The 22,030-nt window shown below is 43.2% G+C and carries 19 protein-coding genes; 14 read left to right on the top strand and 5 right to left on the bottom strand.

What is annotated here, in order from left to right:
• From ADA42_RS18770 to rapA, 3 genes are all read left to right on the top strand, one after another.
• A partial coding sequence (locus ADA42_RS18770) for a GlcG/HbpS family heme-binding protein (RefSeq protein ID WP_048765154.1) occupies positions 1 to 252 on the top strand: 252 nt, incomplete at its 5' end.
• 140 nt (positions 253 to 392) lie between these two features.
• Positions 393 to 1,037 carry an RluA family pseudouridine synthase gene (locus tag ADA42_RS10490; RefSeq protein WP_048765099.1) on the top strand — a complete coding sequence of 215 codons (645 nt, stop codon included), beginning with the start codon at positions 393 to 395 and terminating at the stop codon, positions 1,035 to 1,037.
• Between the two features lie 141 nt (positions 1,038 to 1,178).
• Positions 1,179 to 4,016, top strand: coding sequence for an RNA polymerase-associated protein RapA (rapA, locus tag ADA42_RS10485; protein WP_004936414.1), 2,838 nt, complete (start codon positions 1,179 to 1,181; stop codon positions 4,014 to 4,016).
• A 65-nt stretch (positions 4,017 to 4,081) separates the two neighbouring features.
• Here the strand turns inward: rapA and dps are convergent, their stop codons facing one another.
• Complete coding sequence (gene dps / locus ADA42_RS10480; protein ID WP_048765098.1) at positions 4,082 to 4,588, bottom strand: DNA starvation/stationary phase protection protein Dps; 507 nt, start codon at positions 4,586 to 4,588, stop codon at positions 4,082 to 4,084.
• Positions 4,589 to 4,746: 158 nt separating this feature from the next.
• Positions 4,747 to 5,439 carry an HTH-type transcriptional repressor FabR gene (fabR, locus tag ADA42_RS10475; protein WP_004936421.1) on the bottom strand — a complete coding sequence of 231 codons (693 nt, stop codon included), beginning with the start codon at positions 5,437 to 5,439 and terminating at the stop codon, positions 4,747 to 4,749.
• A gap of 142 nt (positions 5,440 to 5,581) precedes the next feature.
• Here fabR and ADA42_RS10470 point away from each other — a divergent pair, with 142 nt between their 5' ends.
• Positions 5,582 to 6,643, top strand: coding sequence for a ferredoxin reductase (locus tag ADA42_RS10470; RefSeq protein ID WP_048765096.1), 1,062 nt, complete (start codon positions 5,582 to 5,584; stop codon positions 6,641 to 6,643).
• Between the two features lie 13 nt (positions 6,644 to 6,656).
• Positions 6,657 to 7,751, top strand: coding sequence for a fatty acid desaturase family protein (locus ADA42_RS10465; RefSeq protein WP_004936426.1), 1,095 nt, complete (start codon positions 6,657 to 6,659; stop codon positions 7,749 to 7,751).
• 71 nt (positions 7,752 to 7,822) lie between these two features.
• Here ADA42_RS10465 and ADA42_RS10460 read toward each other — a convergent pair whose 3' ends face one another.
• On the bottom strand, positions 7,823 to 8,527 hold the full coding sequence (locus ADA42_RS10460; RefSeq protein WP_048765093.1) for an SIMPL domain-containing protein: 705 nt from the start codon (positions 8,525 to 8,527) through the stop codon (positions 7,823 to 7,825).
• A gap of 475 nt (positions 8,528 to 9,002) precedes the next feature.
• Here ADA42_RS10460 and ADA42_RS10455 point away from each other — a divergent pair, with 475 nt between their 5' ends.
• Together ADA42_RS10455 and ADA42_RS10450 are read left to right on the top strand one after the other, a co-directional pair.
• Positions 9,003 to 10,376, top strand: coding sequence for a diaminobutyrate--2-oxoglutarate transaminase (locus ADA42_RS10455; protein WP_004936432.1), 1,374 nt, complete (start codon positions 9,003 to 9,005; stop codon positions 10,374 to 10,376).
• Between the two features lie 3 nt (positions 10,377 to 10,379).
• Complete coding sequence (locus ADA42_RS10450) at positions 10,380 to 11,912, top strand: pyridoxal phosphate-dependent decarboxylase family protein (protein ID WP_048765091.1); 1,533 nt, start codon at positions 10,380 to 10,382, stop codon at positions 11,910 to 11,912.
• A 107-nt stretch (positions 11,913 to 12,019) separates the two neighbouring features.
• Here the strand turns inward: ADA42_RS10450 and ADA42_RS10445 are convergent, their stop codons facing one another.
• The gene (locus tag ADA42_RS10445; RefSeq protein WP_004936439.1) at positions 12,020 to 12,505 is read right to left on the bottom strand and encodes an Lrp/AsnC family transcriptional regulator; all 486 of its coding nucleotides are present in this window, start codon (positions 12,503 to 12,505) and stop codon (positions 12,020 to 12,022) included.
• A gap of 133 nt (positions 12,506 to 12,638) precedes the next feature.
• Here ADA42_RS10445 and ADA42_RS10440 point away from each other — a divergent pair, with 133 nt between their 5' ends.
• Together ADA42_RS10440 and ADA42_RS10435 are read left to right on the top strand one after the other, a co-directional pair.
• The gene (locus ADA42_RS10440) at positions 12,639 to 14,360 is read left to right on the top strand and encodes an alpha-keto acid decarboxylase family protein (RefSeq protein WP_048765089.1); all 1,722 of its coding nucleotides are present in this window, start codon (positions 12,639 to 12,641) and stop codon (positions 14,358 to 14,360) included.
• Between the two features lie 164 nt (positions 14,361 to 14,524).
• Entirely contained in the window at positions 14,525 to 15,907 is a 1,383-nt protein-coding gene (locus ADA42_RS10435) for an amino acid permease (RefSeq protein ID WP_048765088.1), read from the top strand.
• Positions 15,908 to 16,003: 96 nt separating this feature from the next.
• Here the strand turns inward: ADA42_RS10435 and paaZ are convergent, their stop codons facing one another.
• Positions 16,004 to 18,106, bottom strand: a complete 2,103-nt coding sequence (gene paaZ / locus ADA42_RS10430) for a phenylacetic acid degradation bifunctional protein PaaZ (RefSeq protein ID WP_048765086.1) — start codon at positions 18,104 to 18,106, stop codon at positions 16,004 to 16,006.
• A gap of 249 nt (positions 18,107 to 18,355) precedes the next feature.
• Here paaZ and paaA point away from each other — a divergent pair, with 249 nt between their 5' ends.
• From paaA to ADA42_RS10405, 5 genes are read left to right on the top strand one after another with little or no spacing between them, the layout of a single operon-like run.
• Positions 18,356 to 19,285: a 1,2-phenylacetyl-CoA epoxidase subunit PaaA gene (gene paaA / locus ADA42_RS10425; protein ID WP_048765084.1), complete on the top strand. Its 930-nt coding sequence runs from the start codon at positions 18,356 to 18,358 to the stop codon at positions 19,283 to 19,285.
• Positions 19,286 to 19,325: 40 nt separating this feature from the next.
• Positions 19,326 to 19,616 carry a 1,2-phenylacetyl-CoA epoxidase subunit PaaB gene (gene paaB / locus ADA42_RS10420; protein ID WP_004936450.1) on the top strand — a complete coding sequence of 97 codons (291 nt, stop codon included), beginning with the start codon at positions 19,326 to 19,328 and terminating at the stop codon, positions 19,614 to 19,616.
• A 14-nt stretch (positions 19,617 to 19,630) separates the two neighbouring features.
• Positions 19,631 to 20,386 (top strand): 1,2-phenylacetyl-CoA epoxidase subunit PaaC, encoded by a 756-nt coding sequence (gene paaC, locus ADA42_RS10415; protein WP_048765082.1) that lies wholly within the window; start codon positions 19,631 to 19,633, stop codon positions 20,384 to 20,386.
• Positions 20,387 to 20,411: 25 nt separating this feature from the next.
• Positions 20,412 to 20,912 (top strand): 1,2-phenylacetyl-CoA epoxidase subunit PaaD, encoded by a 501-nt coding sequence (paaD, locus tag ADA42_RS10410; RefSeq protein WP_048765081.1) that lies wholly within the window; start codon positions 20,412 to 20,414, stop codon positions 20,910 to 20,912.
• Positions 20,913 to 20,961: 49 nt separating this feature from the next.
• Entirely contained in the window at positions 20,962 to 22,020 is a 1,059-nt protein-coding gene (locus ADA42_RS10405) for a 2Fe-2S iron-sulfur cluster-binding protein (RefSeq protein ID WP_048765079.1), read from the top strand.
• Positions 22,021 to 22,030 lie beyond the last annotated feature (10 nt).

The raw sequence follows: 22,030 nt of genomic DNA, 5'->3' as shown, positions 1-22,030 counted from the left end.
TTAAGCCTTGAAAAGGCCAAAGCTTCAGCCTTGAGCCGCCGTCCGACCAAAGCTTTTGAAGATCTGATTCGTAATGGTCAAATGGGCTTTTTAACAGTTGATACCTTTAAAGGCCAACTTGAAGGTGGTGAGCCGATTCTTTATTTGAACGATTTAGTGGGCGCGATTGGAATTTCTGGCGTAAAGTCTTATCAAGATGCTGAAATTGCACAATATGCAATTGCGCAATTACTTGCTCAGATAGAGAGCTAATGCTTGAAAGTCGCTAATCTGCTAAAATCAAGCGCTATTTTATGAAAAAGTTGCTGAAAAACGACAGATATGCATTGTATTTCCAAGCCAAGCTTTTTATTATTGCCGGCTGATTTTTACATCACCTCTGGAAGAAAACATTGAGTAATTTTCTCACTGATCACCTGATCCATCGCGATGAAGATTTCATGGTTGTCCATAAACCAGCAGGCATACTCAGTGTTCCGGGGAAAGGCGACGCATTATTCGATAGTTTACTCACGCGCTTAGTCGAAATCGAACCCAAAACATTACTTATTCATCGTCTAGATCGCGATACCTCCGGGATTTTGGTTTTTGCCTTGAATAAAGCGGCACAAAGTGCCATTTCAAAGCAGTTCCAGTCTCGTCAAACCGATAAAACTTATCAAGCTCTTGTGGTGGGTGAGCTTCACGGAAAAGGGCAGATCAATGTTCCCGTGGTGTATGATCCAGCACGTCCGCCATTGCATATTGCAGATCCAGATTTTAAAAAACCAGCGCTCACCGATTGGGAAGTGATGGAGCATCTGGAGATTGATGGCGTTGCGGTGACACGTGTGAAGCTCAAACCGATTACAGGGCGCTCGCATCAGCTGCGCGTACACATGCAATATCTGGGGCATCCGATTGTAGGAGATACCCTCTATGCAGAACTTGCGCATCAGCAATTGATACCACGTTTGTGTCTGCATGCAGAGCAATTAAGTTTTTATCACCCAAAAACTGACGAGTTGATGAGCTTTCATTGTCCCGTTCCGTTTTAATGCGAAAACCCTACAACATTCGTTAAAAGTTCATTTTTTTTGATGAGCTTTATGTCAAAATACATTGCGTAAAGACTACACAAAACGACTGCCATTCATTTTTATGGCCAGCGTAAAATGTAGTGATAACTTGAGATAAAGGTGGAAAAATTGCAGCAGTTTGCTATTGGTCAACGTTGGTTGTCAGACACGGAAACTGAACTCGGCTTAGGTGTTTTAATTGATGTTGATGAGCGCTCTATCAGCATATTATTTCCTAAAAGTGATGAAACGCGTGTCTATGCACGCAACAATGCTCCTTTATCTCGGATTGTCTTCAATGTAAACGATGAAGTTCAAGACCAAGAAGGCGCCAAGTGGCAAGTCGAATCGATCGAAGATCGTAATGGTGTGTTGCGCTATAACGTGATGCGTACCCTTGCAAATGGCGAAGCAGAACGTAAAGCCTTAAACGAAACCCGTATTGGTGCCCACATTCAGCTTTCTAAACCACTCGATCGTTTACTGGCCAGCCAAATCGATTATAAAGAATGGTATGACCTGCGTATTGAAGCATTGCGTTTACAAGCGCATATGCACAGCAGTCCATTGCGTGGTTTGATTGGTGCGCGTGTTGGGCTGATTCCGCATCAGCTTTATATTGCCCATGAAGTGGGACAACGTTTTGCGCCGCGCGTATTACTGGCAGACGAAGTCGGCCTCGGTAAAACCATTGAAGCAGGCTTGATTATCCATCAGCAGTTAAAAACTGGTCGTGCCGAGCGTATCTTGATTTTGGTGCCAGATTCATTGCAGTATCAGTGGATGATTGAAATGCGCCGCCGTTTCAATTTGCAATTCTCGTTGTTTGATCTGACCCGTACCGCTTCTATAAAAGAGCACGACCCAGAGCTGAATCCGTTCTTGACCGAGCAATGCATTATCGCCAGCGTCGATTTAATGATTGACCATGATGACCTCAGAGAACAGGCGCTTGAAGCTGGTTTTGATTTGTTGGTGGTCGATGAAGCACATCATCTGATGTGGAGTGAAGAAGAAGGGGGTAACGATCGTTACGACCTGATTGAAGAGCTTGCAGAGCAAACGCCGGGTGTCTTGTTACTCACCGCAACCCCTGAACAATTGGGTGTGGAAAGTCACTTCGCACGTTTGCGTTTATTAGATCCACAGCGCTTTAGCAGCTTAGACCGCTTCCTAGACGAAGAAGAGCAGTATCAACAAACCGCGAAAGTGGCTGAGGTATTGATGTCGGATGAGCCACTGGCTGAAGCGCATATCGGTGCAATTGAAAGCTTGCTCGGACATCGGATTGACGATATTCCAGAGCAACGCTACCGTGCCATTCATGAGTTACTCGACCGCCACGGAACTGGACGTATTTTGTTCCGTAATACCCGTGAAGCAATTCAGGGCTTTCCAGGGCGTGATTGCCAGCCTGCGGCATTGGAGGCACCAGCCGATTGGTCGCTCGACGGTAAATTACGTGAGCAAATGTGGCCTGAAGAAGGTCAGCTCGATGGTGCATGGATGCAAACCGATCCGCGTGTGCCATGGCTCATGGAGATCTTGAAAAAAGATTTAAAACACAAAAAAGTACTACTGATTGCACGTAGTGGCCCAGTGGTCGAAGCGCTAGAAAGTGCATTGCGCTTACATGCGGGTATTCGCACGGCAATGTTCCATGAAGGAATGAGCTTGCTTGAGCGCGATCAGGCGGCAGCGTATTTTGCTGAAGAAAGCTATGGTGCCCAGATTTTACTTTGCTCTGAAATTGGTTCTGAAGGTCGTAACTTCCAGTTTGCCAGCGATTTGATTTTATTTGATTTACCGGCCAACCCTGATGTACTTGAGCAGCGTATTGGTCGTTTAGATCGTATTGGACAAGAAAACCGTATTCAGATTCATGTTCCTTATTTGATTGGAACAGCACAAGAACGCATGTTCCGCTGGTACAACGAAGCGCTCAATATTTTCAGTAGTATTTCGCCAACGGCACAAACCTTACAAGAAAACTTCATTGTGGACTTAAAAGAGTGTTTGCTGGCAGATTTAGGGCAAAAGTTTGAAGATTTACTTGAAGAAGTGAATGTTCAGCGTCAGGCGCTTGAAAATGAATTGCAAGCTGGTCGAGATCGTTTACTTGAGTACAACTCATGTCGACCTGTTGTGGCACAAAAAATTGTTCAGGCACTCGAAGATTACGACGACAACACCACGCTCCCGATGTTTATGAAGCGTTTTATGTCGTCAACCAATATCGATTTTGATGAACAAAGTAACGGTACGGTGATTATTAAACCAACCGACCAGATGCAGGTACAAGGTCTGACCTTAGACGAAGATGGCATGACGGCAACCTTTTACCGTGACCAAGCGCAAATTCGTGAAGATGCACAGTATCTGACACTTGAGCATCCGTTTATCGAAAGCGTCATGGAAATGATCAATACGCAATCATTTGGTAGTACCAATGTGGCGTTGCTTAAATCGAATGCCTTGAAGCAAGGAACAATCTTGCTTGAAGTCTGGTTTAAAATAGACGTTGTGGCTCCTAAATCACTGAACTTGCAAGCGAGTCTACCAAAGCAATTGGTGCGCGTGCTGTTGAGTGAAACAGGACAAGACTTGTCTGAAAAAATTGATCCGGCTATTTTACGTCCGTATTTGCATCACCTCGATGGCAATAGCTGCCGTCAGGTTGTTAAGGCACGTCGTGATGTGATTGAGGAGCGTTATACGCAGGCACTTGGATCTGCCAAAGAAGAGTTGCCAAAACTCAAAGAGCAGGCCAAACAGCACTATAGCCAAAAATGGCAATACGAAATTGACCGTTTGACTTACTTGCAGCAATTCAATCCGAGCATTCGTCAAGACGAAATTGATCGACTGGTCAAACTGCAAAAAGAAGGAATTAGTTTGCTCGAAGAGATTTCGTTGACACCCAATGCGATTCAGGTGATGGTTGTAGTAAAACCATAAGCATCAACCAAAATGTTAGACAGTAAAAATGGGAGCAGATGCTCCCATTTTTTATACGACCCAAATTAGGTGGTTTGATCTTGCTCAATGTTGGCTTCGAGGAACCATAAATACTGGTCTAGATCTTCAAGCGCAGCATGAATGATGTCTTCAGAAATTGGATCTTTGATTTCTTCGATGGTATCACGTAGGTGGTTCGCCACTACGCCATAGCGATCTGCAAGTTCTTTCAAGTGATCTTGTACATCATGGATTTCAACTGGATACGCCTTAAGGTGCGACGTTTGGGAAACAGCTTGTGTGGTTCCATAAGCAGTACCGCCAATCTGTACCGAACGTTCTGCAACGTTGTCTAGATGGGTAATAAGTGACGTTCTGAATGTATCAAGCATTTCGTGAACGGCAATAAAGTTACTGCCGCGCATGTTCCAGTGCGCTTGTTTGGTGATGAGAGAAAGGTCGATCAGGTTAGCCAGAATCTGGTTCAAGATTTTTACTGTAGATTCTTTAACCGCTGCATCTAGGTTGTTGCGGGTATATACTTTAAGTACTCTGCTTGTTGACTTAGCCATGAAAAACCTCTTTTTGTTATAAAGCATCAACCGACTCAAAAGTCGATTACGAAAAACACTTCATTAGGTTAATGGATAAATACGCGCTGAAATGTTTTGATTTTTAAAGTTTTTGTATAAGTTCGATAAATAAAGCGTCACATCCTGTGACATCACACTTAACGTATTTTGGCTTCATCGAGGTGTCTTGCACCTTCTAGAATCATGCGAATCATAATCATGGTTTGTTCAGCCATTGCTGTTCGTTCATCGATTGGTAAGTCAAGCACTTTGGCACCCATGGTAAACACCAGTTGGGTGATGGCACGTGACACAAGATCGGGGTGTGACAAACGGCTATGATTAAGCCGTTCAAGACGGATCAAGTCTTCTTGCAGTTCTTGCTGGAAAAAATTGAGCTGCCGTTCAACTGCTTCTTTATAAGATTTTGAGCCAGTATATGCTTCACGAAGCAGCAAGCTTAAATTGCCTTCATCTGCATCGAGCTGCTGAATAAACACCTCAACAGAGCTACGGATAATACTGTTTTGCTTTGATGCTTGCAGGCGTGACTCACGAATGATCTGGCGCAACACCAGTCCAGCACGATTAATCAAATCGATTGCCAGTTCATCGATATCTCTAAAATGACGATAAAAACTATTGGGTGCAATGCCAGCTTCGCGTGCAACTTCTCTTAAGCTTAAAGACGATATACTTTTTTCGGGGCCAATTAAGTTCAGCGCGGCTTGAAATAACTCTTCTTTAGTGATGGTTGCCTTACGACCCACAGTACGAATTGGCGCTTTCTCAAAAATCTCGGGATTGTGAGAAGGGTTGTCGAGCACGTGAGAAAGAGAAGTTGACGCCATATTTTGCAAGAGTTTGGTAAGTTCATCTCATTATAACCACAGCAGCTTACGATTTGAAACGTAAATAAAAGGACAACTGTATATACAAATTTATATACAGGTGTATAATAATTAAAAAAGCGACACATCGAGTAGTATCAACATGCAATCTATCTCCAAGAGAAACACACTCTTACGCTCACTGACCGAATCAGTGTTCGACCCGCATGCGACTGATTTCTGGCTTCAAAAAATCAATCCTATCTGGTCTACACATCGTGCTCTTGCAAAAATTGTGCGTAAAGAGAACGTTGCAGCTGATACAGTGTCGTTGACACTCAAGCCAAACCGCCATGTGAATCTTGGCCAGCCAGGACAGCATCATCCTGTTCGCGTGAAGGTGCAGGGCCGTCTTTATGAGCGTAACTATAGTTTGACCGAGCGCGACAACACCCTTGTACTGACAGTAAAAAAAGTGGCTGATGGCATAGTAAGCCGCTGGTTGGTCGAGGATAGTCAGGTGGGGCAGGTGATCGAGCTGGGTCAACCTTTTGGTGACATGCTTATACCTGCTCAGTCACGCGTGGTGATGCTTGCAGCGGGAAGCGGTATTACCCCAATGTTGAGCTTGATTGAAGGTATGCAGGTCAAAAGTCAGCTTCAGCACACGCCAGTCGATTTGATGTACTGGGTAAAGCGACACGAAGATGCTGCATTCTTAAATGTATTTGAAGCATTGGCAGCACAATATCCATTATTTAAATTTCATGTATTTTATACCCAAGATCAGGAGCATGATTCGCGTTTAAATGTGACTCATCTTGCTGCAATTGATGATCTTGAGCAATCGACAGTTTATGCATGTGGTCCTTCAGGATTTGTAGCAACAGCCGAAGACTTGTTTGGTCATGCACAGGTATTTATGAGCGAAGCATTCAGTATGAGTGCCATTGATACCAATGAAACAGGCTTTATCAATGTAACGCTCACTCAATCCAATAAGACCGTTGCTATTCCGAAAGGTCAGTCGATTCTGGCTGGGCTCGAACAGGCGAATGTGAAACCAACTTATGGTTGCCGTATGGGAATTTGCAACAAATGCGCGTGTCAAAAAGCCACAGGCGCCACCAAAAACTTGCTCAATGCCAGCGAAAATGCTGAGCCAAACAATTTGCTTAAAATTTGCGTAAATTCGGCAAAATCTGATCTTGTTATTGATCTTTAATGTGAGTACTCCCATGAATGCACCCGTTAAACTAGAATTTTTTAAAAATCCAAAAAATAGAGAATTAACCGCCGCTGAACTAGAGGCGTTTGCGAAAGAACTTGACCAAATTAAACAAGATGTTTTGGATGATATTGGTGAAAAAGACGCACGTTATATCCGTCGCGTCTATTCTGCGATTCGTTACAGCAGTGTGCTCGGGCGTGCCTGTTTATTTGCAGGCTGGTTCCCACCAGCATGGATTTTAGGTACAGGCTTGCTAGGCTTTTCTAAAATTATGGAAAATATGGAGCTCGGTCATAATGTCATGCATGGTCAATACGACTGGATGAATGACCCGAAATTCAATGGTCAGACATATGAATGGGACACTGTAGGTACAGCAGATAACTGGCGTCAGACGCATAATTTTAAGCATCATACATACACCAATATCAAAGGCATTGATGATGATATCGGTTATGGTTTATTGCGTTTATTCCCAGAGCAACGCTGGAAACCCGGCTTTTTGTTGCAACCGATTTATAGTATTCCGTTCTGCCTGTTGTTTCAGTGGGGCGTGGCCATTCAAAATCTTGAAATTGGTAAACTCATTTATAAGCGTAAAACGTGGAAACAGTTTGTCGAAGAATGGAAACCAACACAAAAGAAAATTGGCAAGCAATTGTTTAAAGACTATGTGTTTTTTCCATTGATTGCAGGCCCAGCGGCATTGCCAGTCTTTACAGGCAATCTGGTGGCAAACGGTATGCGAAATGTCTGGACTTTTAGTATTATTTTTTGTGGTCACTTCACTAAAGATGTAGAAGTATTTCCAAAAACAGTACTGAAAGACGAAAGCCGTGGTCACTGGTATATGCGTCAGATTCGTGGATCGTCTAATTTGACGGGTTCAGAAGCGTTTCATATTTTGACTGGGCACTTGAGCCACCAGATTGAACATCACTTATTTCCAGATATTCCGGCACGTCGTTATCGTCAGATGGCACCTAAAGTCGAGGCTGTATGTAAAAAGTATGGACTTAACTACAACAATGCCAGCCTGCTTAAACAATATGGTCAGGTATTGGGACGTATCGTGAAATACGCGTTTCCATTTAAAAAGTAATGGTTTACTCGTAAAAAAAGCATGCCAGATCAATCTGGCATGCTTTTTTTGATTTAGAGTAATTACAGTGATTATTTCAATTGAATTGAACCATTGGCATTTACGGTAATTTTTGACTCTCCAGCAGCCACATCCTGAGCAGGTGCGGCTTCGGCATTTGAAAATTTGGCTAAGCTTGCACGCATCATCATCGGTTGTGGCACGTAATTACTGGTGTTCAGGTTAAGACTAACAAGGTTATATCCTGATTTGTTCCATGCCTGACTCACCATTTGTGCACGTTGTTGAAAGCCCTTCGATGCTTCAATCATCAGCTCATTTTCAACTTTTTTACGTTGTTCATCGGAAACAGTGAAGTTGATCGATTCAGTTTGAAAGTTTTGCTGTAGTTCAGAAATTAACTGACTGGTTGCCTTAAAGTCTTTGCTTTCAAGACGGATTTCGGCGCGCCCACGCCATTCTTTAAACTTACTGCTGTCGTTATCGTAAACTGGATACGTGGTTTGTGTGCCTGTTTCTACCTTAACTTGTGGATATTTACGCGCAATCGCTAAACCTTGATTCATGGCTTGTGTAATTTGCGTAGACAGTGCTGCTGGCTGTTTGTTACTACGTTCAATAAATAGCACGGCATGCATTTGATCATTTGAAACTTGGCGTGATGCATCTGACTGAATATTGATGACATTATAATTTAAAGCCTCAGGTTCAGCCGCTGAAACATAACCCGAAATTGTTCCTGTAAGGAGCAATGCTGAGAGTACTAAAGTACGCATATAAATTCCTTAAAATGTATGTTGTAAAAATTATTTTTTACTTAGAAAACATCTTAGTAATTAGTTTCATATTTTTTGAGAAGCTTTTGTGGTGAGTTTGTAATACTTTGCATCATTTTGCAATTTTAATTGATATAAATTCTATTTAAATACATAGGCTTAATGTTAGGGTTTATATCGAGAGTTCAAAAAAACACAAATCACACTCTAGATGAAAAAAAAAGCGGGTTTTCTTTAGGGTGTCACATAGTATGATGATAATTTAGGCAAGGGAAAACACGATCGTTTTTTTTGGACGAGTTATATGAAATTAAAGGCCAAAAGGTCTTTATTTTTATATAAAAAAGGGTATCATCGCCCTCCTAGTATCATAAAAGCAATCGCTGTTTTACTAGAATCCTACAAGCACCGAGTCAAAGGACCGCAAGTCACCAGACTTATTTCTTTCAACCCTTATCTGAGATGGTAATCCGATATGAGCGTTAATTCCGTAAATCCTGCCACCAATTCCACCAACGAATATTACCTGACTCGCCAAAGTCAGATGGAATCAAATGTTCGTAGCTATCCGCGCAAGTTACCTCTTGCGATAGCTCGTGCACAAGGTTGCTGGGTTACAGATGTTGAAGGTACACAATACCTCGATTGTTTAGCGGGGGCAGGGACATTGGCTCTTGGTCATAATCACCCTGCTGTTATTCAAAGTATTCAAGACACGCTAGCAAGTGGTCTGCCATTGCATACTTTGGATCTTACAACTCCTTTGAAAGATGCATTTACTGAAGCATTGCTGTCTTTTCTACCAGGTGGAAAAGAAGAATATTGCTTACAGTTCTGTGGTCCATCTGGTGCAGATGCCACTGAAGCAGCAATCAAACTTGCGAAAACCTATACAGGTCGCAGTTCAGTGATCAGTTTTTCAGGTGGCTACCATGGTATGACCCATGGTTCACTTGCAATGACTGGTAACTTAAGTGCGAAAAATGCAGTGAATAATTTAATGCCGGGCGTGCAGTTCATGCCGTATCCGCATGAATATCGTTGCCCACTTGGTTTAGGTGGTGAAGCGGGTGTCGATGCACTCACTTACTACTTCGAAAACTTTATTGAAGATGTTGAAAGCGGCGTAACCAAGCCTGCAGCTGTCATTCTTGAAGCAATTCAAGGTGAAGGCGGCGTGGTGACTGCACCAGTAAAATGGTTGCAAAAAATCCGTGAAGTGACTGAGCGTCACAACATCGTATTGATTTTAGATGAAGTTCAAGCAGGCTTTGGCCGTTCAGGTAAAATGTTTGCATTCGAACACGCAGGGATCGAGCCTGATGTTGTGGTGATGTCTAAAGCAGTGGGTGGTGGTTTACCGCTTGCTGTACTCGGTATCAAGCGCAAATTCGATGCATGGCAACCTGCTGGTCATACTGGAACATTCCGTGGTAACCAGTTAGCAATGGGTACAGGCTTGGTTGTTTTAGATACCATCAAAAATGACAAGCTTGCTCAAAATGCACATGAGCGTGGTGAATTTCTACAAGCAGAGCTGAAAAAGCTGGCACAAGAATTCCCATGTATCGGTAACGTGCGTGGCCGTGGTTTGATGGTGGGTGTCGAGATTGTCGACGAACGTAAACCAGCAGATCATATGGGTTCATTGCCTGCCGATGCACAACTGGCCGCAGCGATTCAAACTGCATGTTTTAACCATAAGTTACTGCTTGAAAAAGGTGGTCGTAACGGTACTGTGATCCGTTTACTTTGCCCGCTGATTATCAATCAAGATGAATGTGTTCAAGTCATTGAACGCTTCAAAAAAGCATTGGCGGATGCACTCAAAGCAGTTCGAGGCGAATAATCCATGGTTGATTTTGCAGAACACCGTAAAGCGTTGCTCTGTAACGATGCTGCATCCATTGCTGACTATCAGTCAGCAATGGACGACGCTGTAAAAGCTGTTGCAGCATGGCTACAAAACGACAAGATGTATACAGGTGGAAGTATCAAGGAATTGCGTTCGGCAATTGCCTTTAATCCATCTAAAGACGGATTGGGTTTACATCAGTCTCTTGAACGCATAGTTGAGCTTTTCTTAAATAAAAGCTTGAAAGTACACCATCCGTATTCGTTGGCACATTTACATTGTCCAACAATGGTGACCAGCCAGATCGCAGAAGTCTTGATCAATGCAACCAATCAATCGATGGACTCATGGGATCAAAGCCCTGCGGGTTCATTGATGGAAGTTCAGTTGATTGATTGGTTACGTAAAAAAGTAGGCTACGGATCAGGTCAAGCTGGCGTATTCACCTCAGGTGGCACGCAATCGAACCTGATGGGTGTGCTACTGGCGCGTGACTGGGCAATTGCTAAAAACTTTACAGACGAAAATGGTCAGCCGTGGTCTGTTCAGCGTGATGGTATTCCTGCCGAAGCAATGCGTAACATCAAAGTCATTTGTTCTGAAAATGCACATTTTTCTGTGCAAAAGAACATGGCCATGATGGGCATGGGCTTTCAGTCAGTAGTCACGGTGCCTGTCAATGAGCTTGCTCAGATGGATGTCGATGCACTAGAAAAAACCATGGCGCATTTGCAAGCCGAAGGCAAAATCGTGGCGTGTGTGGTGGCAACAGCAGGCACAACTGATGCTGGTGCAATTGATCCGCTGAAAGAAATCCGTGACATCACCACAAAATATGGCGCGTGGATGCATATCGATGCGGCATGGGGTGGTGCACTGATTTTGTCGAACGACTATCGCGAGATGTTGGCTGGAATTGAATTGTCTGATTCAATCACGCTTGATTTCCATAAGCATTATTTCCAAAGCATCAGCTGTGGCGCATTCTTGCTCAAAGATGAAGCCAACTATCGCTTTATGCATTATGAAGCGGAGTATTTAAACTCAGCTTATGATGAAGAGCATGGTGTACCCAATCTTGTGTCGAAGTCTTTGCAAACGACGCGTCGCTTCGATGCATTAAAGCTTTGGATGACCATTGAGGCACTTGGTGAAGAACTTTATGGCTCTATGATTGATCATGGTGTAAAACTGACGCGTGAAGTGGCAGATTACATCAAGGCAACTGACGGCCTAGAGTTGTTGGTTGAGCCACAATTTGCATCTGTACTGTTCCGTGTTGTACCGCAAGGTTATCCGGTTGAGTTGCTTGATACCCTGAACCAAAACGTTGCAGATGAATTGTTTGCACGCGGTGATGCCAATATTGGTGTGACCAAAGTGGGTCAGGTGCAGTCGCTCAAAATGACCACGTTAAGCCCGGTTGCGACACTCGAAAACGTTCAAAATCTTTTGTCATTTGTATTGCAAGAAGCAGATCGCATTAAAGATGCAATTGCTTCAGGTACATATGTTCCAGCAATTGATTAATCGATGCGTATCAAAAAACCCAGTTTAGACTGGGTTTTTTTACGCCAATCTTTGCAGCTCAAGATTTTTAGCACATGATCTTCAACGCAAGATTTTAACACATTGACTTAAACTGCCAGTGGACTAGTCTGACGTTTATTTTTTCCTAAATACTGATTCTGTTCCTTCACTTTTTTTAGCACGATATAAGTTTTGATATGCCCGATTGCTTCACAAGTCAGGAGTCGCTCGGTCACAAAATTAGAAAGATCTTCAAGATTTTCTGCCACGACTTTTAAAATGTAATCGGCATCACCGCTGATAGAAAAAGAATCATGAATTTTTTCTTCATGTTCGATCATCTCGAGAAAAGTGATTTGAGATTTGGCCTCATGAATTCTCAAATTGATATGCACCATCGCTGTGACTTCTAGCCCCACAGCTTGCTGATCGATACGCGCGGTATAGCCTAAAATAATCCCTTTTTGTTCAAGTATTTGCCGGCGACGTGAGCACTGCGATGCCGATAAACCGATCAGATCACCAATCTCCTGATTTGTTAACCGTCCATTTTTCTGTAAAGCACTGATGATTTTCCAATCAAATTTATCCATTGCATCAAATCCTTTTTTGATACACAAAATGTGCGTTTTTATAAAAATTAGTATCCATTATGCATGAAGATCAGTGAGTCGATCACCTATTATTTTTATAGAGACGAAAAAAATAGTATCAAGGAGAAGAACAATGTTTATCGAGATTGGGCAATTTTTAAATCAACGTTTAAGCGAGTTAGGAATAGATCATATATTCGGATTACCCGGAGATTTCAACCTGTCGTATCTAGAACAAATCGAAGAAGATACATCGCTAGAATTTATTGGAAACTGTAATGAGCTAAATGCCGCCTATGCGGCAGATGGTTACGCGCGTAGTAATGGTGTGGCTGCTCTTGTGACCACTTATGGTGTGGGTGATTTAAGTGCAATCAATGGCATTGCTGGTGCTTATGCTGAAAATGTCCCTGTGATCTTAATTTCGGGCATTCCACCTCTGCATGCAGTCAATCGAGGGGAGTTAATTCATCACACCTTGGTTGATGGTAATTACGACAATATTATGAACTGCATGAAAGAGTTTACTGTTGCACAAACTCGTCTTACTCCAGAAAATGCAGCTTTTGAAATTGATCGTGTGCTCAAGCAATGTTTGATCTCGCGCCGTCCAGTCTATATTCAATTACCTTCCGATATCACTCATATCAAAATTGATGTTGATGCAAAGCCACTCGATAAACGCATTCCAAAAAGTGATCCGCAGCTTTTAGAACTGGCATTAAATGAGTTTTGTGCTGAGCTTTATTCGGCCAAACGTCCAGCATTTCTGATCGATCAAACCGCCAAGGTGTATGGTTTAGGTAAAGTTTTGGCTCAAATTGCGGAAAAATACAATATTCCTTACGCGTGTCTTTGTACCGCAAAAAATGTAATTGATGAGTCATCAGATTTGTATGCAGGAATTTATGCTGGAAGTGCAAGCCAACCCAAAACTAAAGAGATCATTGAGCAGTCCGACTGCCTGATTGGAGTTGGTGCGCGTTTTAGTGATGTTGGGACTGGCTTTTTTTCACATCAGATTCGCAAAGATCGCTACATTGATTTAAAACAATACGATCTGACGATTTATGATCGTAACTTTGCCGGAATTGAAATCGCTGAATTTTTAACTGCATTATTACAGCGATTAAAAACCCGTGAACGTGAACCAAAGAGTTGTTCAGCTCCCTCGGTTCAAGCGCCAGAATATTCAGAACAAGATTCGCTGACTCAAGCTGCGCTATGGCGTGCGATGTCAGGCTTTTTCAAAGCCAATGATGTGATTATAGGAGAGGTTGGCACTTCCAATTCCTCTATTTCTGGTATTTGTTTACCCGCGACTGCTGATTATATTGCGCAGCCAATCTGGGGATCAATCGGCTATACATTACCTGCGTTACTGGGCAGCATGCTAGCCCAGCCAAAACGCCGCCATATTTTATTTATTGGTGATGGTTCAATCCAGTTAACTGTACAAGAGCTTTCCACAATAGTACGTCAAAAACTCAAACCGATTATTTTTGTTTTAAATAACGGGGGGTACACCATTGAGCGTTTAATTCTTGGCGAAAAATCATCGTATAACGATATCCAAAACTGGAACTATACCGAACTAATGCGGGTGTTTAATGGAGCAGATGCCTACAGCACACATATCGTCGAGACAGTAGGGCAGTTGCATACAGTACTGGATCAGCTTGAGTCGAGCCAAACGTTGGCGCTGATTGAGCTTAAACTTCCTGTAATGGATGCACCAGCCAGTCTGACCAAATTTGCCGATGTAGTGGCGCAATACGATTATGGTCATTATAGCTATCAACAACTCAAACCAAAGACCGCCGATATACTCAGCCCGGTCGGCACCTATAAATAAAAGACTATCAGGACACTGTGCGATAACCAATCACCACAGTGTCTTTTTTTTATTGAGATCAATCGTTTAAAGGATATTCATAAGAACTTTATTATTCAAATTCACATCGTAAAAGATTCAAAGGAACGCACAGGAGTGTGCAAATTGAACCATGGAGCACAGTAATGGAAGCACAACAAACGAACGAGTTAAAACAAGGATTATCGAATCGGCATATTCAGTTAATTGCTCTAGGAGGAGCCGTAGGGACAGGGCTATTTTTAGGTATTTCACAAACCATTAAGTTGGCAGGGCCATCGGTTTTACTGGGTTATGCAATCGCAGGCATCATTGCATTTCTGATTATGCGACACTTGGGTGAAATGGTTGTCGAGGAACCGGTCAGTGGGTCTTTTAGCTATTTTGCTAACAAATACTGGGGCCCAATGGCCGGTTTTATGTCTGGCTGGAATTACTGGGTGCTATACGTGTTGGTCAGCATGGCTGAATTGAGTGCAATTGGTACCTTCGTACAGTTTTGGTTGCCCGAATTACCCACATGGATCACAGCGCTTTTTTTCTTTATTGCCATTAATGCCATAAACCTCATCAATGTACGTTTTTTTGGTGAATCTGAGTTTTTATTTTCCTGTATCAAGATTATTGCGATTTTAAGCATGATCTTCTTCGGTTTATATTTGTTGATATCAGGCGATGCTGGACCTCAGGCCAGCGTGGCCAATCTCTGGCAATTTGGTGGCTTTTTTCCAAATGGAATCCAAGGCTTTATCATGTCCTTGGCCATTATCATGTTTGCCTTTGGTGGATTAGAGCTGATTGGTATTACGGCGGCGGAAACCAAAAATCCATCCAAGACTATTCCTAAAGCGGTCAATCAAATTGTGTATCGTATTCTGATTTTTTATATTGGTGCGATCGGAGTTTTGCTGTGCTTATTTCCATGGAATCAGTTGGCTCAAGGCGGTAGTCCTTTTGTTTTGATTTTTCAGTCGCTAAACAGCCACGGTGTCGCCAATGTTTTAAATTTTGTGGTGTTGGTGGCTGCAATCTCGGTATATAACAGTTGTATTTACTGTAACAGTCGAATGCTGCACGGTTTGGCCATGCAAGGTAATGCGCCACGAGTACTACAACGAGTGAATCGCCGTGGTATTCCGGTATATGCTGCTGGTGTTTCAGCGTCTATTACAGCGCTTTGCGTATTAATTAATTACTTAATGCCAGGCAAAGCCTTTCAATTTTTGATGATGCTGGTGGTCGCAGCGTTAGTGGTCAACTGGCTCATGATTTCTTGGACACATCTGAAATTTCGAAAAGCGATGCAGCAACGACATCATCAAACGACGTTTCAAAGCATCATGAGTCCATGGAGTAACTATTTAACGATTGCCTTTATTTTTGGTATCCTGATCATTATGAGTATCACGCCGGATATGCGACTTGCCGTAATGCTGGTCCCTATCTGGTTGATCGTGCTGGGAGTGGTGTATCAGCTTAAATACCGTAAAAAAGACATCTTGACGGCTGAAGCTCAAACGCATTCATAAGCACAGCAGACAAAAAAAGAGTTCGCTTTCGAACTCTTTTTTCATGGATATCATCAGCTGATCTGCACCTCTCAGTGTTGCAGACCAGTCTTTTATTTAAGTTGCACGTTCAACCAGCGTTAAAATATCGTAGGTTGCCACCAGCTCTTCGCGTTGATTTTTTACTTTAATGTCCCAGACCACCACACCGTGCGGTTTTTGCGTTGGGTCGGTGAGTGTTTTCGGGGTTTTTTGTTTACAGGTCAACTCAACTTGAATGGTATCGCCAATTTTTACAGGCTCGACAAAGCGTAAATTGTCCATACCGTAATTGGCAATTACTGGCCCGGGAGCTGCATCGACAAATAACCCCGCAGCAGCGGAGACAATAAAGTAGCCATGTGCCACGCGCTCACCAAACAATGAGTCTTTGGCTGCAATTTGATCCATATGCGCATAAAAATGATCGCCACTTAAGCAAGCAAAATTGACAATATCGGCTTCAGTCACGGTACGGCGTGCAGTTTTTAAACGCTCACCTATTTCTAGCTCATCAAATGTTTTTCGGAACGGATGAACGCGATCTTCCACAATATGGGCGCCTGCTGTCCAGCTTTGCCCCAGTTGGGTGACTGCATTTGGCGATCCTTGTATGGCTGTACGTTGCATATAGTGTTTCACCGCACGTAGGCCACCCAGTTCTTCACCTCCACCCGCACGCCCTGGACCGCCATGTACCAATTGAGGCAATGGAGAGCCATGACCGGTACTTTCTTTAGCACTTTCCTGATCTAAAATATGAATTCGGCCATGCCATGGCGCAATTTTTGCAATCAGCGCTTCAATATTTTGATGACTTTCACGTACCACTGACGCGACTAAGCTACCTGCACCTTTGGCAACCAGTACGGCCAATTGCTCCAGATTATCGTACGGCATGAGGGTACATACGGGGCCAAAGGCCTCTGTCTCGTGTATAGATGTGGTTTGAATAGGATCATTGCACAGCAGTAGTGTTGGTGGGTAAAAGGCACCTAATGTGGCATCTTCGGCATGAATTAGACAATCATTACGCAAGTGACTTCCAAACACAATTTGCGCTTCTTGAGCCAATACTTCAACACGAGCTGCAACGTCTTGCTGCTGTTTTTTGCTGGCCAAAGCGCCCATGGTAACCTCTGCTTGAATAGGGTCTCCAACCACAACCTTTTTCAGTTGCTCGATGAGCTGCTGTTGAACTGTCTCTAGCACGGCTTTAGGTACAAAAGCACGTCGAATGGCGGTACATTTCTGGCCTGCTTTACTGGTCATTTCATTGACCACTTGCTGTACAAAAAGTGCAATAGTGGCTTCACTACAATCTTCAGTCAAGATGGCGCTATTGATTGAATCGGCTTCCATGCTAAAAGGAATTGAATGACGATTTAAATGTGGATGCGCTCTGAGCTGCTGCCCAGTTTGTGCAGAACCCGTAAATGTAACGGTATCTTGAGCATTTAAATGATCAAGTAAGTCATGGATCTGCCCGCAAATGAGTTGTAAAGCACCATCGGGTAAGTATCCGCTCGCCAAGATATCCTGTACAACCGCATGGGTTAAAGCGGCACCTTCTGTGGCGGGTTTCACAATACAAGGTATACCTGCCAGTAACGTTGGCGCAATTTTTTCTAACATCCCCCAGATAGGAAAGTTAAACGCATTGATGTGTAGCGCAACGCCAGCTTTGGGATGCCAAATATGTTTAGCACCAAAGTTGCCTTTTTTTGATAGTGGAATCCACGCATCTTCGACCAATGTTGTAGCATCGCTTAGCTCGCGTCGAACGAGGCTAGAATACGCAAAAAGTGTGCCGATACCGCCTTCGATATCAATCCAAGCATCTTTACGGGTACATCCCGTGGCTTGTGCCAATGTGTAATAGTGTTCTTTACGATCAAGTAAATATTGCGCCACCTTTTTAAGCGCATTCGCACGTTGATGAAATGTCCATTTCGCAAGTACTGCACCATGTTGTTTTGCATAATCCACTACAGCTTGAACATTTAGACCATCACTACTCACCCGATAAATAGCAGCACCGGTAATAGCATGATGCACTGTGCGAGTATTGGTATCTGAGGTGTAGGATTCACCACACACCAATGAACTTAATGCGGGCGCAAGTGATACATTTGGCTCTGAATGTGCAGAAACATGCGCGTCTGAATCAACCAGGTACATAGTTAAACTCCATTTATGATACGTTTTCATTCATTTTTTAATTATTGCGTTACTTAATTTCTAATAGAGCTATATAAAAGTCAATTAAAATTCGCTGTTGTAAAAATATTTAAAAAATAAAATTAATATAAAACAAGATCTTGATCAAGTTTCATTTTAAAAAATAAATGATACTAAAAATTAATATTGATTTTTATTTTGTATCAAATTAACTTAGGTGTATGGATACTTTTGACGAGTAAGTGAATCATGAGCACACAACAGGAACGGTTTGATCAGTGCATAAAACAAGACTCTTTTATTGAGCCCAAAGACTGGATGCCCGACGCATATCGCAAAACCTTGATTCGTCAGATTGGTCAGCATGGTCACTCTGAGGTGGTGGGTATGTTGCCAGAAGGGAACTGGATCACACGGGCACCCACGCTCAAACGTAAAGCAGTGTTGCTGGCGAAAGTTCAAGATGAAGCTGGTCATGGGCTCTACTTATACAGTGCGGCCGAAACACTCGGTGCAGATCGTGATGACATGATACAAAAGCTGATCGATGGGAAAATGAAGTATTCTTCAATTTTTAACTATCCGACGCTGACTTGGGCAGATGTGGCAGCCATTGGCTGGCTTGTCGATGGTGCAGCAATTGTCAATCAGGTCGCGCTATGTAGAACCTCGTACGGGCCTTATGCACGTGCCATGGTTCGCATTTGTAAAGAAGAAAGCTTTCATCAGCGCCAAGGCTTTGAAGCCATGATGCAACTGGCAAATGGTACTGAAGAACAAAAACAAATGGCACAAGATGCGGTTAATCGTTTCTGGTGGCCAGCCTTGATGATGTTTGGCCCAAGCGACGACAACTCGCCCAATAGTGCTCAGAGCATGTTCTGGAAAATTAAACTCTTTAGTAACGACGAGTTACGACAAAAATTTATCGATAACACCGTACCGCAGGTTCATCAGCTTGGTCTGACTGTTCCGGATCCGAAAGTAAAGTGGAATGAAAGCACCCAGCATTATGAGTTTGGCGAAATTAATTGGGATGAATTTAATGCAGTGATCGCAGGAAAAGGACCTTGTAATCAGGAGCGTCTAGCAGCACGCCGTAAAGCATGGGAAGACGGCCAGTGGGTACGAGAGTCTGCAGCGGTTTATGCACAAAAACAAACTGCTGAAGTTGCATAACTGAGCGAAAGCACCAATAGGAAAACAAGGAATAACAATCATGGAATATAAAAATAACTGGTCATTGTATGAAGTGTTTATTCGCAGCAAACAAGGTTTAAGTCACCGGCATGTTGGCAGTTTACGCGCACCTGATGACGAAGTGGCGCTTCAAAATGCACGTGATGTTTATACGCGGCGTAATGAAGGAACGAGTATTTGGGTGGTGAAGTCTGAGTTAATTCGTTCATCTCAACCTGAAGAGAAGCCAGAATTTTTTGAACCGTCACAAGACAAAGTCTACCGTCATCCGACCTTCTATACCATTCCCGATGGTATTGAGCACATGTAATTCGGAGACCACCTATGAATGCTTCAGTATTTTCACAGTTTTTGCTGCACATTGGCGACAGTCATTTAATTTTATCTCATCGCTTGTCTGAGTGGTGTGGTCATGCACCTGAACTAGAGCTTGATATTGCACTTGCCAATATTGGTCTAGATTTATTGGGTCAGGCACGTACTGTATTGAGTCTGGCGGGAGAAATTGAAGGACAAGGACGCGATGAAGACCGTCTGGCTTATTTTCGTCATGAGCGAGAGTATCGCAACTTATTGCTGACCGAGCAACCGAATGGCGATTTTGGGCAAACCATCGTCAGACAATGGTTGATGGATCATTATCATGCACTGCTTTTTCGCGCCTTAAGTGAGAGTAAGCATGAAGGGCTTGCAGCATTTGCAGTCAAATCACTCAAAGAGGTGAATTATCATCAGCGTTTTTCAAGCACATGGATGGAGCGCTTGAGTCTGGGTACAACAACTGCACATGAGAAAATCCAACATGGACTCGCTCAGCTTTGGCGCTTTACCGATGAGCTTTTTGATCTGACCCCAGAAGAACATTCACTGGTCGAGGCAGAAATCATTCCAGATCTTGCACCGCTAAAACATATCTGGCAAACACGCGTAACCGAAGAGCTTACACGTTTGGGCTTACAAATACCTGAATTGGGTGCGTATCGTCGTGGAGCCAAGCAGGGCTTGCATACCGAGCATCTGGGTTATGTACTGGCAGAAATGCAATATATGCAGCGTAGTTATCCAAATATGGTGTGGTAAAACAGCCATATACAGGAGGTATGACGTGAAACAGATTCGATTACTCAACGATACTTGCTGGGACATATTGTCGCAGATTTCAGATCCAGAGATTCCAGTGCTTTCAATTATCGATTTAGGCATGATCCGGGGCGTTGAAATCAATAATCAAGACGAGATTATCATCAAGCTCACGCCAACCTATAGTGGTTGCCCAGCAACGGATTTACTCAAGGCTGAGATATTATCGGCATTTGAGCAGCAGGGTTTATCACCGGCGCAGGTGGTGATCGATCTGAGTCAAGCATGGACGACAGATTGGATGACAGATACAGGCAAGCGCAAGCTTAGAGCTTACGGCATTGCACCGCCACAAGGTGATGCTCACCAGTGTGGCACGCATGTCGCTTTGCAAGATGGCATCGAGTGTCCACATTGCCATAGCCGTCACACCAGATTAGTCAGTGAATTTGGTTCAACCGCATGTAAAGCGTTATACAAATGTCAAAGCTGCCTCGAGCCTTTTGATTACTTTAAATGTATCTGACGCTTAAACAAACAATAAAAATAGCGTCACGCTAAAAAGGAATTTTGATATGAACCCGTTTATTCCGCTCACCATTAAAGCAATACAGTATCCAACCGAGCAATCGATTTGTATTTCCTTTGATTTGCAAGATGATCAAAAGCACGCATTTGATTATATGCCGGGTCAGCATTTAACGATTCGCCATCAAAGCGAGCAAGGTGAACTACGCCGTTGTTATTCGATTTGCAGCGATCATGATGAAGATTTGAGTATTGCCATCAAAAAAATTGATCAGGGGCAATTCTCGACTTGGGCCAATGAACATTTGCATGTTGGGGATATACTCGATGTAATGCCACCACAAGGCGTTTTTTTTCAAAAAGCCGCAAAAGCGGGTGGTCGTCACTTTTTATGCATCGCGGCTGGTAGTGGAATCACACCAATCTTATCTATTATCAAATCGGTGTTGAAGCATCAACCTGATGCATTTGTTACCTTGATTTATGGCAATCGATCTTGGAAACAGACCATGTTTTCAGAGCAAATTATGGATTTGAAAGATGCATTTAAAGGTCGTATGCAACTGATCAATGTATTTTCAAGAGAGTTCAACGACAGCGAGATTTTTAATGGTCGTATCGATGCTGTCAAGCTACAGCAATTGGCCACTGCCGGATTGATTCCAAGCGATGCCGATCACTGTTTTGCCTGTGGCCCTGAAAGTATGCTCGATGCGATTGAGACCTACTTGCCCAAACTGGGTATCGCGTCAGAAAAAATTCATACTGAACGCTTTAATACGGGCACATCCGCGTCTTTGTCTCGTGAGCAGATCGAACAGCGCAGCGAAGAAAGCGTCAATATTATATTAGATGGTCGAGAGCTACTGATTGAGGTGAGCAAAGAAGATGACAGTATTTTAGATGCAGCTTTGCGTGCTGGAGCCGATTTGCCTTATGCCTGTAAAGGCGGCGTATGTGCAACCTGCAAATGCAAGGTGCTCAGCGGTGAGGTGGAAATGACACTTAACTACAGTCTGGAGCCAGAGGAAATTGCAAAAGGGTATGTATTGAGTTGTCAGGCACGGCCAATCAGCGCAAATGTCAGAATGAGTTTTGATGAATAAATCGCTCAGG

The sequence above is a fragment of the Acinetobacter sp. 243_ASPC genome (assembly GCF_001054715.1).
Taxonomy (GTDB): domain Bacteria; phylum Pseudomonadota; class Gammaproteobacteria; order Pseudomonadales; family Moraxellaceae; genus Acinetobacter; species Acinetobacter soli.
Note: the sequence above shows the minus strand (reverse complement) of the source record. Positions and strands in the feature narration are given on the sequence as shown.

Coding starts and splice junctions, on each gene's coding strand:
- dps (WP_048765098.1), bottom strand. CDS start 4,588: ATGGCTAAGTCAACAAGCAGAGTACTTAAAGTATATACCCGCAACAAC.
- fabR (WP_004936421.1), bottom strand. CDS start 5,439: ATGGCGTCAACTTCTCTTTCTCACGTGCTCGACAACCCTTCTCACAAT.
- ADA42_RS10470 (WP_048765096.1), top strand. CDS start 5,582: ATGCAATCTATCTCCAAGAGAAACACACTCTTACGCTCACTGACCGAA.
- ADA42_RS10465 (WP_004936426.1), top strand. CDS start 6,657: ATGAATGCACCCGTTAAACTAGAATTTTTTAAAAATCCAAAAAATAGA.
- ADA42_RS10460 (WP_048765093.1), bottom strand. CDS start 8,527: ATGCGTACTTTAGTACTCTCAGCATTGCTCCTTACAGGAACAATTTCG.
- ADA42_RS10455 (WP_004936432.1), top strand. CDS start 9,003: ATGAGCGTTAATTCCGTAAATCCTGCCACCAATTCCACCAACGAATAT.
- ADA42_RS10450 (WP_048765091.1), top strand. CDS start 10,380: ATGGTTGATTTTGCAGAACACCGTAAAGCGTTGCTCTGTAACGATGCT.
- ADA42_RS10445 (WP_004936439.1), bottom strand. CDS start 12,505: ATGGATAAATTTGATTGGAAAATCATCAGTGCTTTACAGAAAAATGGA.
- ADA42_RS10440 (WP_048765089.1), top strand. CDS start 12,639: ATGTTTATCGAGATTGGGCAATTTTTAAATCAACGTTTAAGCGAGTTA.
- ADA42_RS10435 (WP_048765088.1), top strand. CDS start 14,525: ATGGAAGCACAACAAACGAACGAGTTAAAACAAGGATTATCGAATCGG.
- paaZ (WP_048765086.1), bottom strand. CDS start 18,106: ATGTACCTGGTTGATTCAGACGCGCATGTTTCTGCACATTCAGAGCCA.
- paaA (WP_048765084.1), top strand. CDS start 18,356: ATGAGCACACAACAGGAACGGTTTGATCAGTGCATAAAACAAGACTCT.
- paaB (WP_004936450.1), top strand. CDS start 19,326: ATGGAATATAAAAATAACTGGTCATTGTATGAAGTGTTTATTCGCAGC.
- paaC (WP_048765082.1), top strand. CDS start 19,631: ATGAATGCTTCAGTATTTTCACAGTTTTTGCTGCACATTGGCGACAGT.
- ADA42_RS10405 (WP_048765079.1), top strand. CDS start 20,962: ATGAACCCGTTTATTCCGCTCACCATTAAAGCAATACAGTATCCAACC.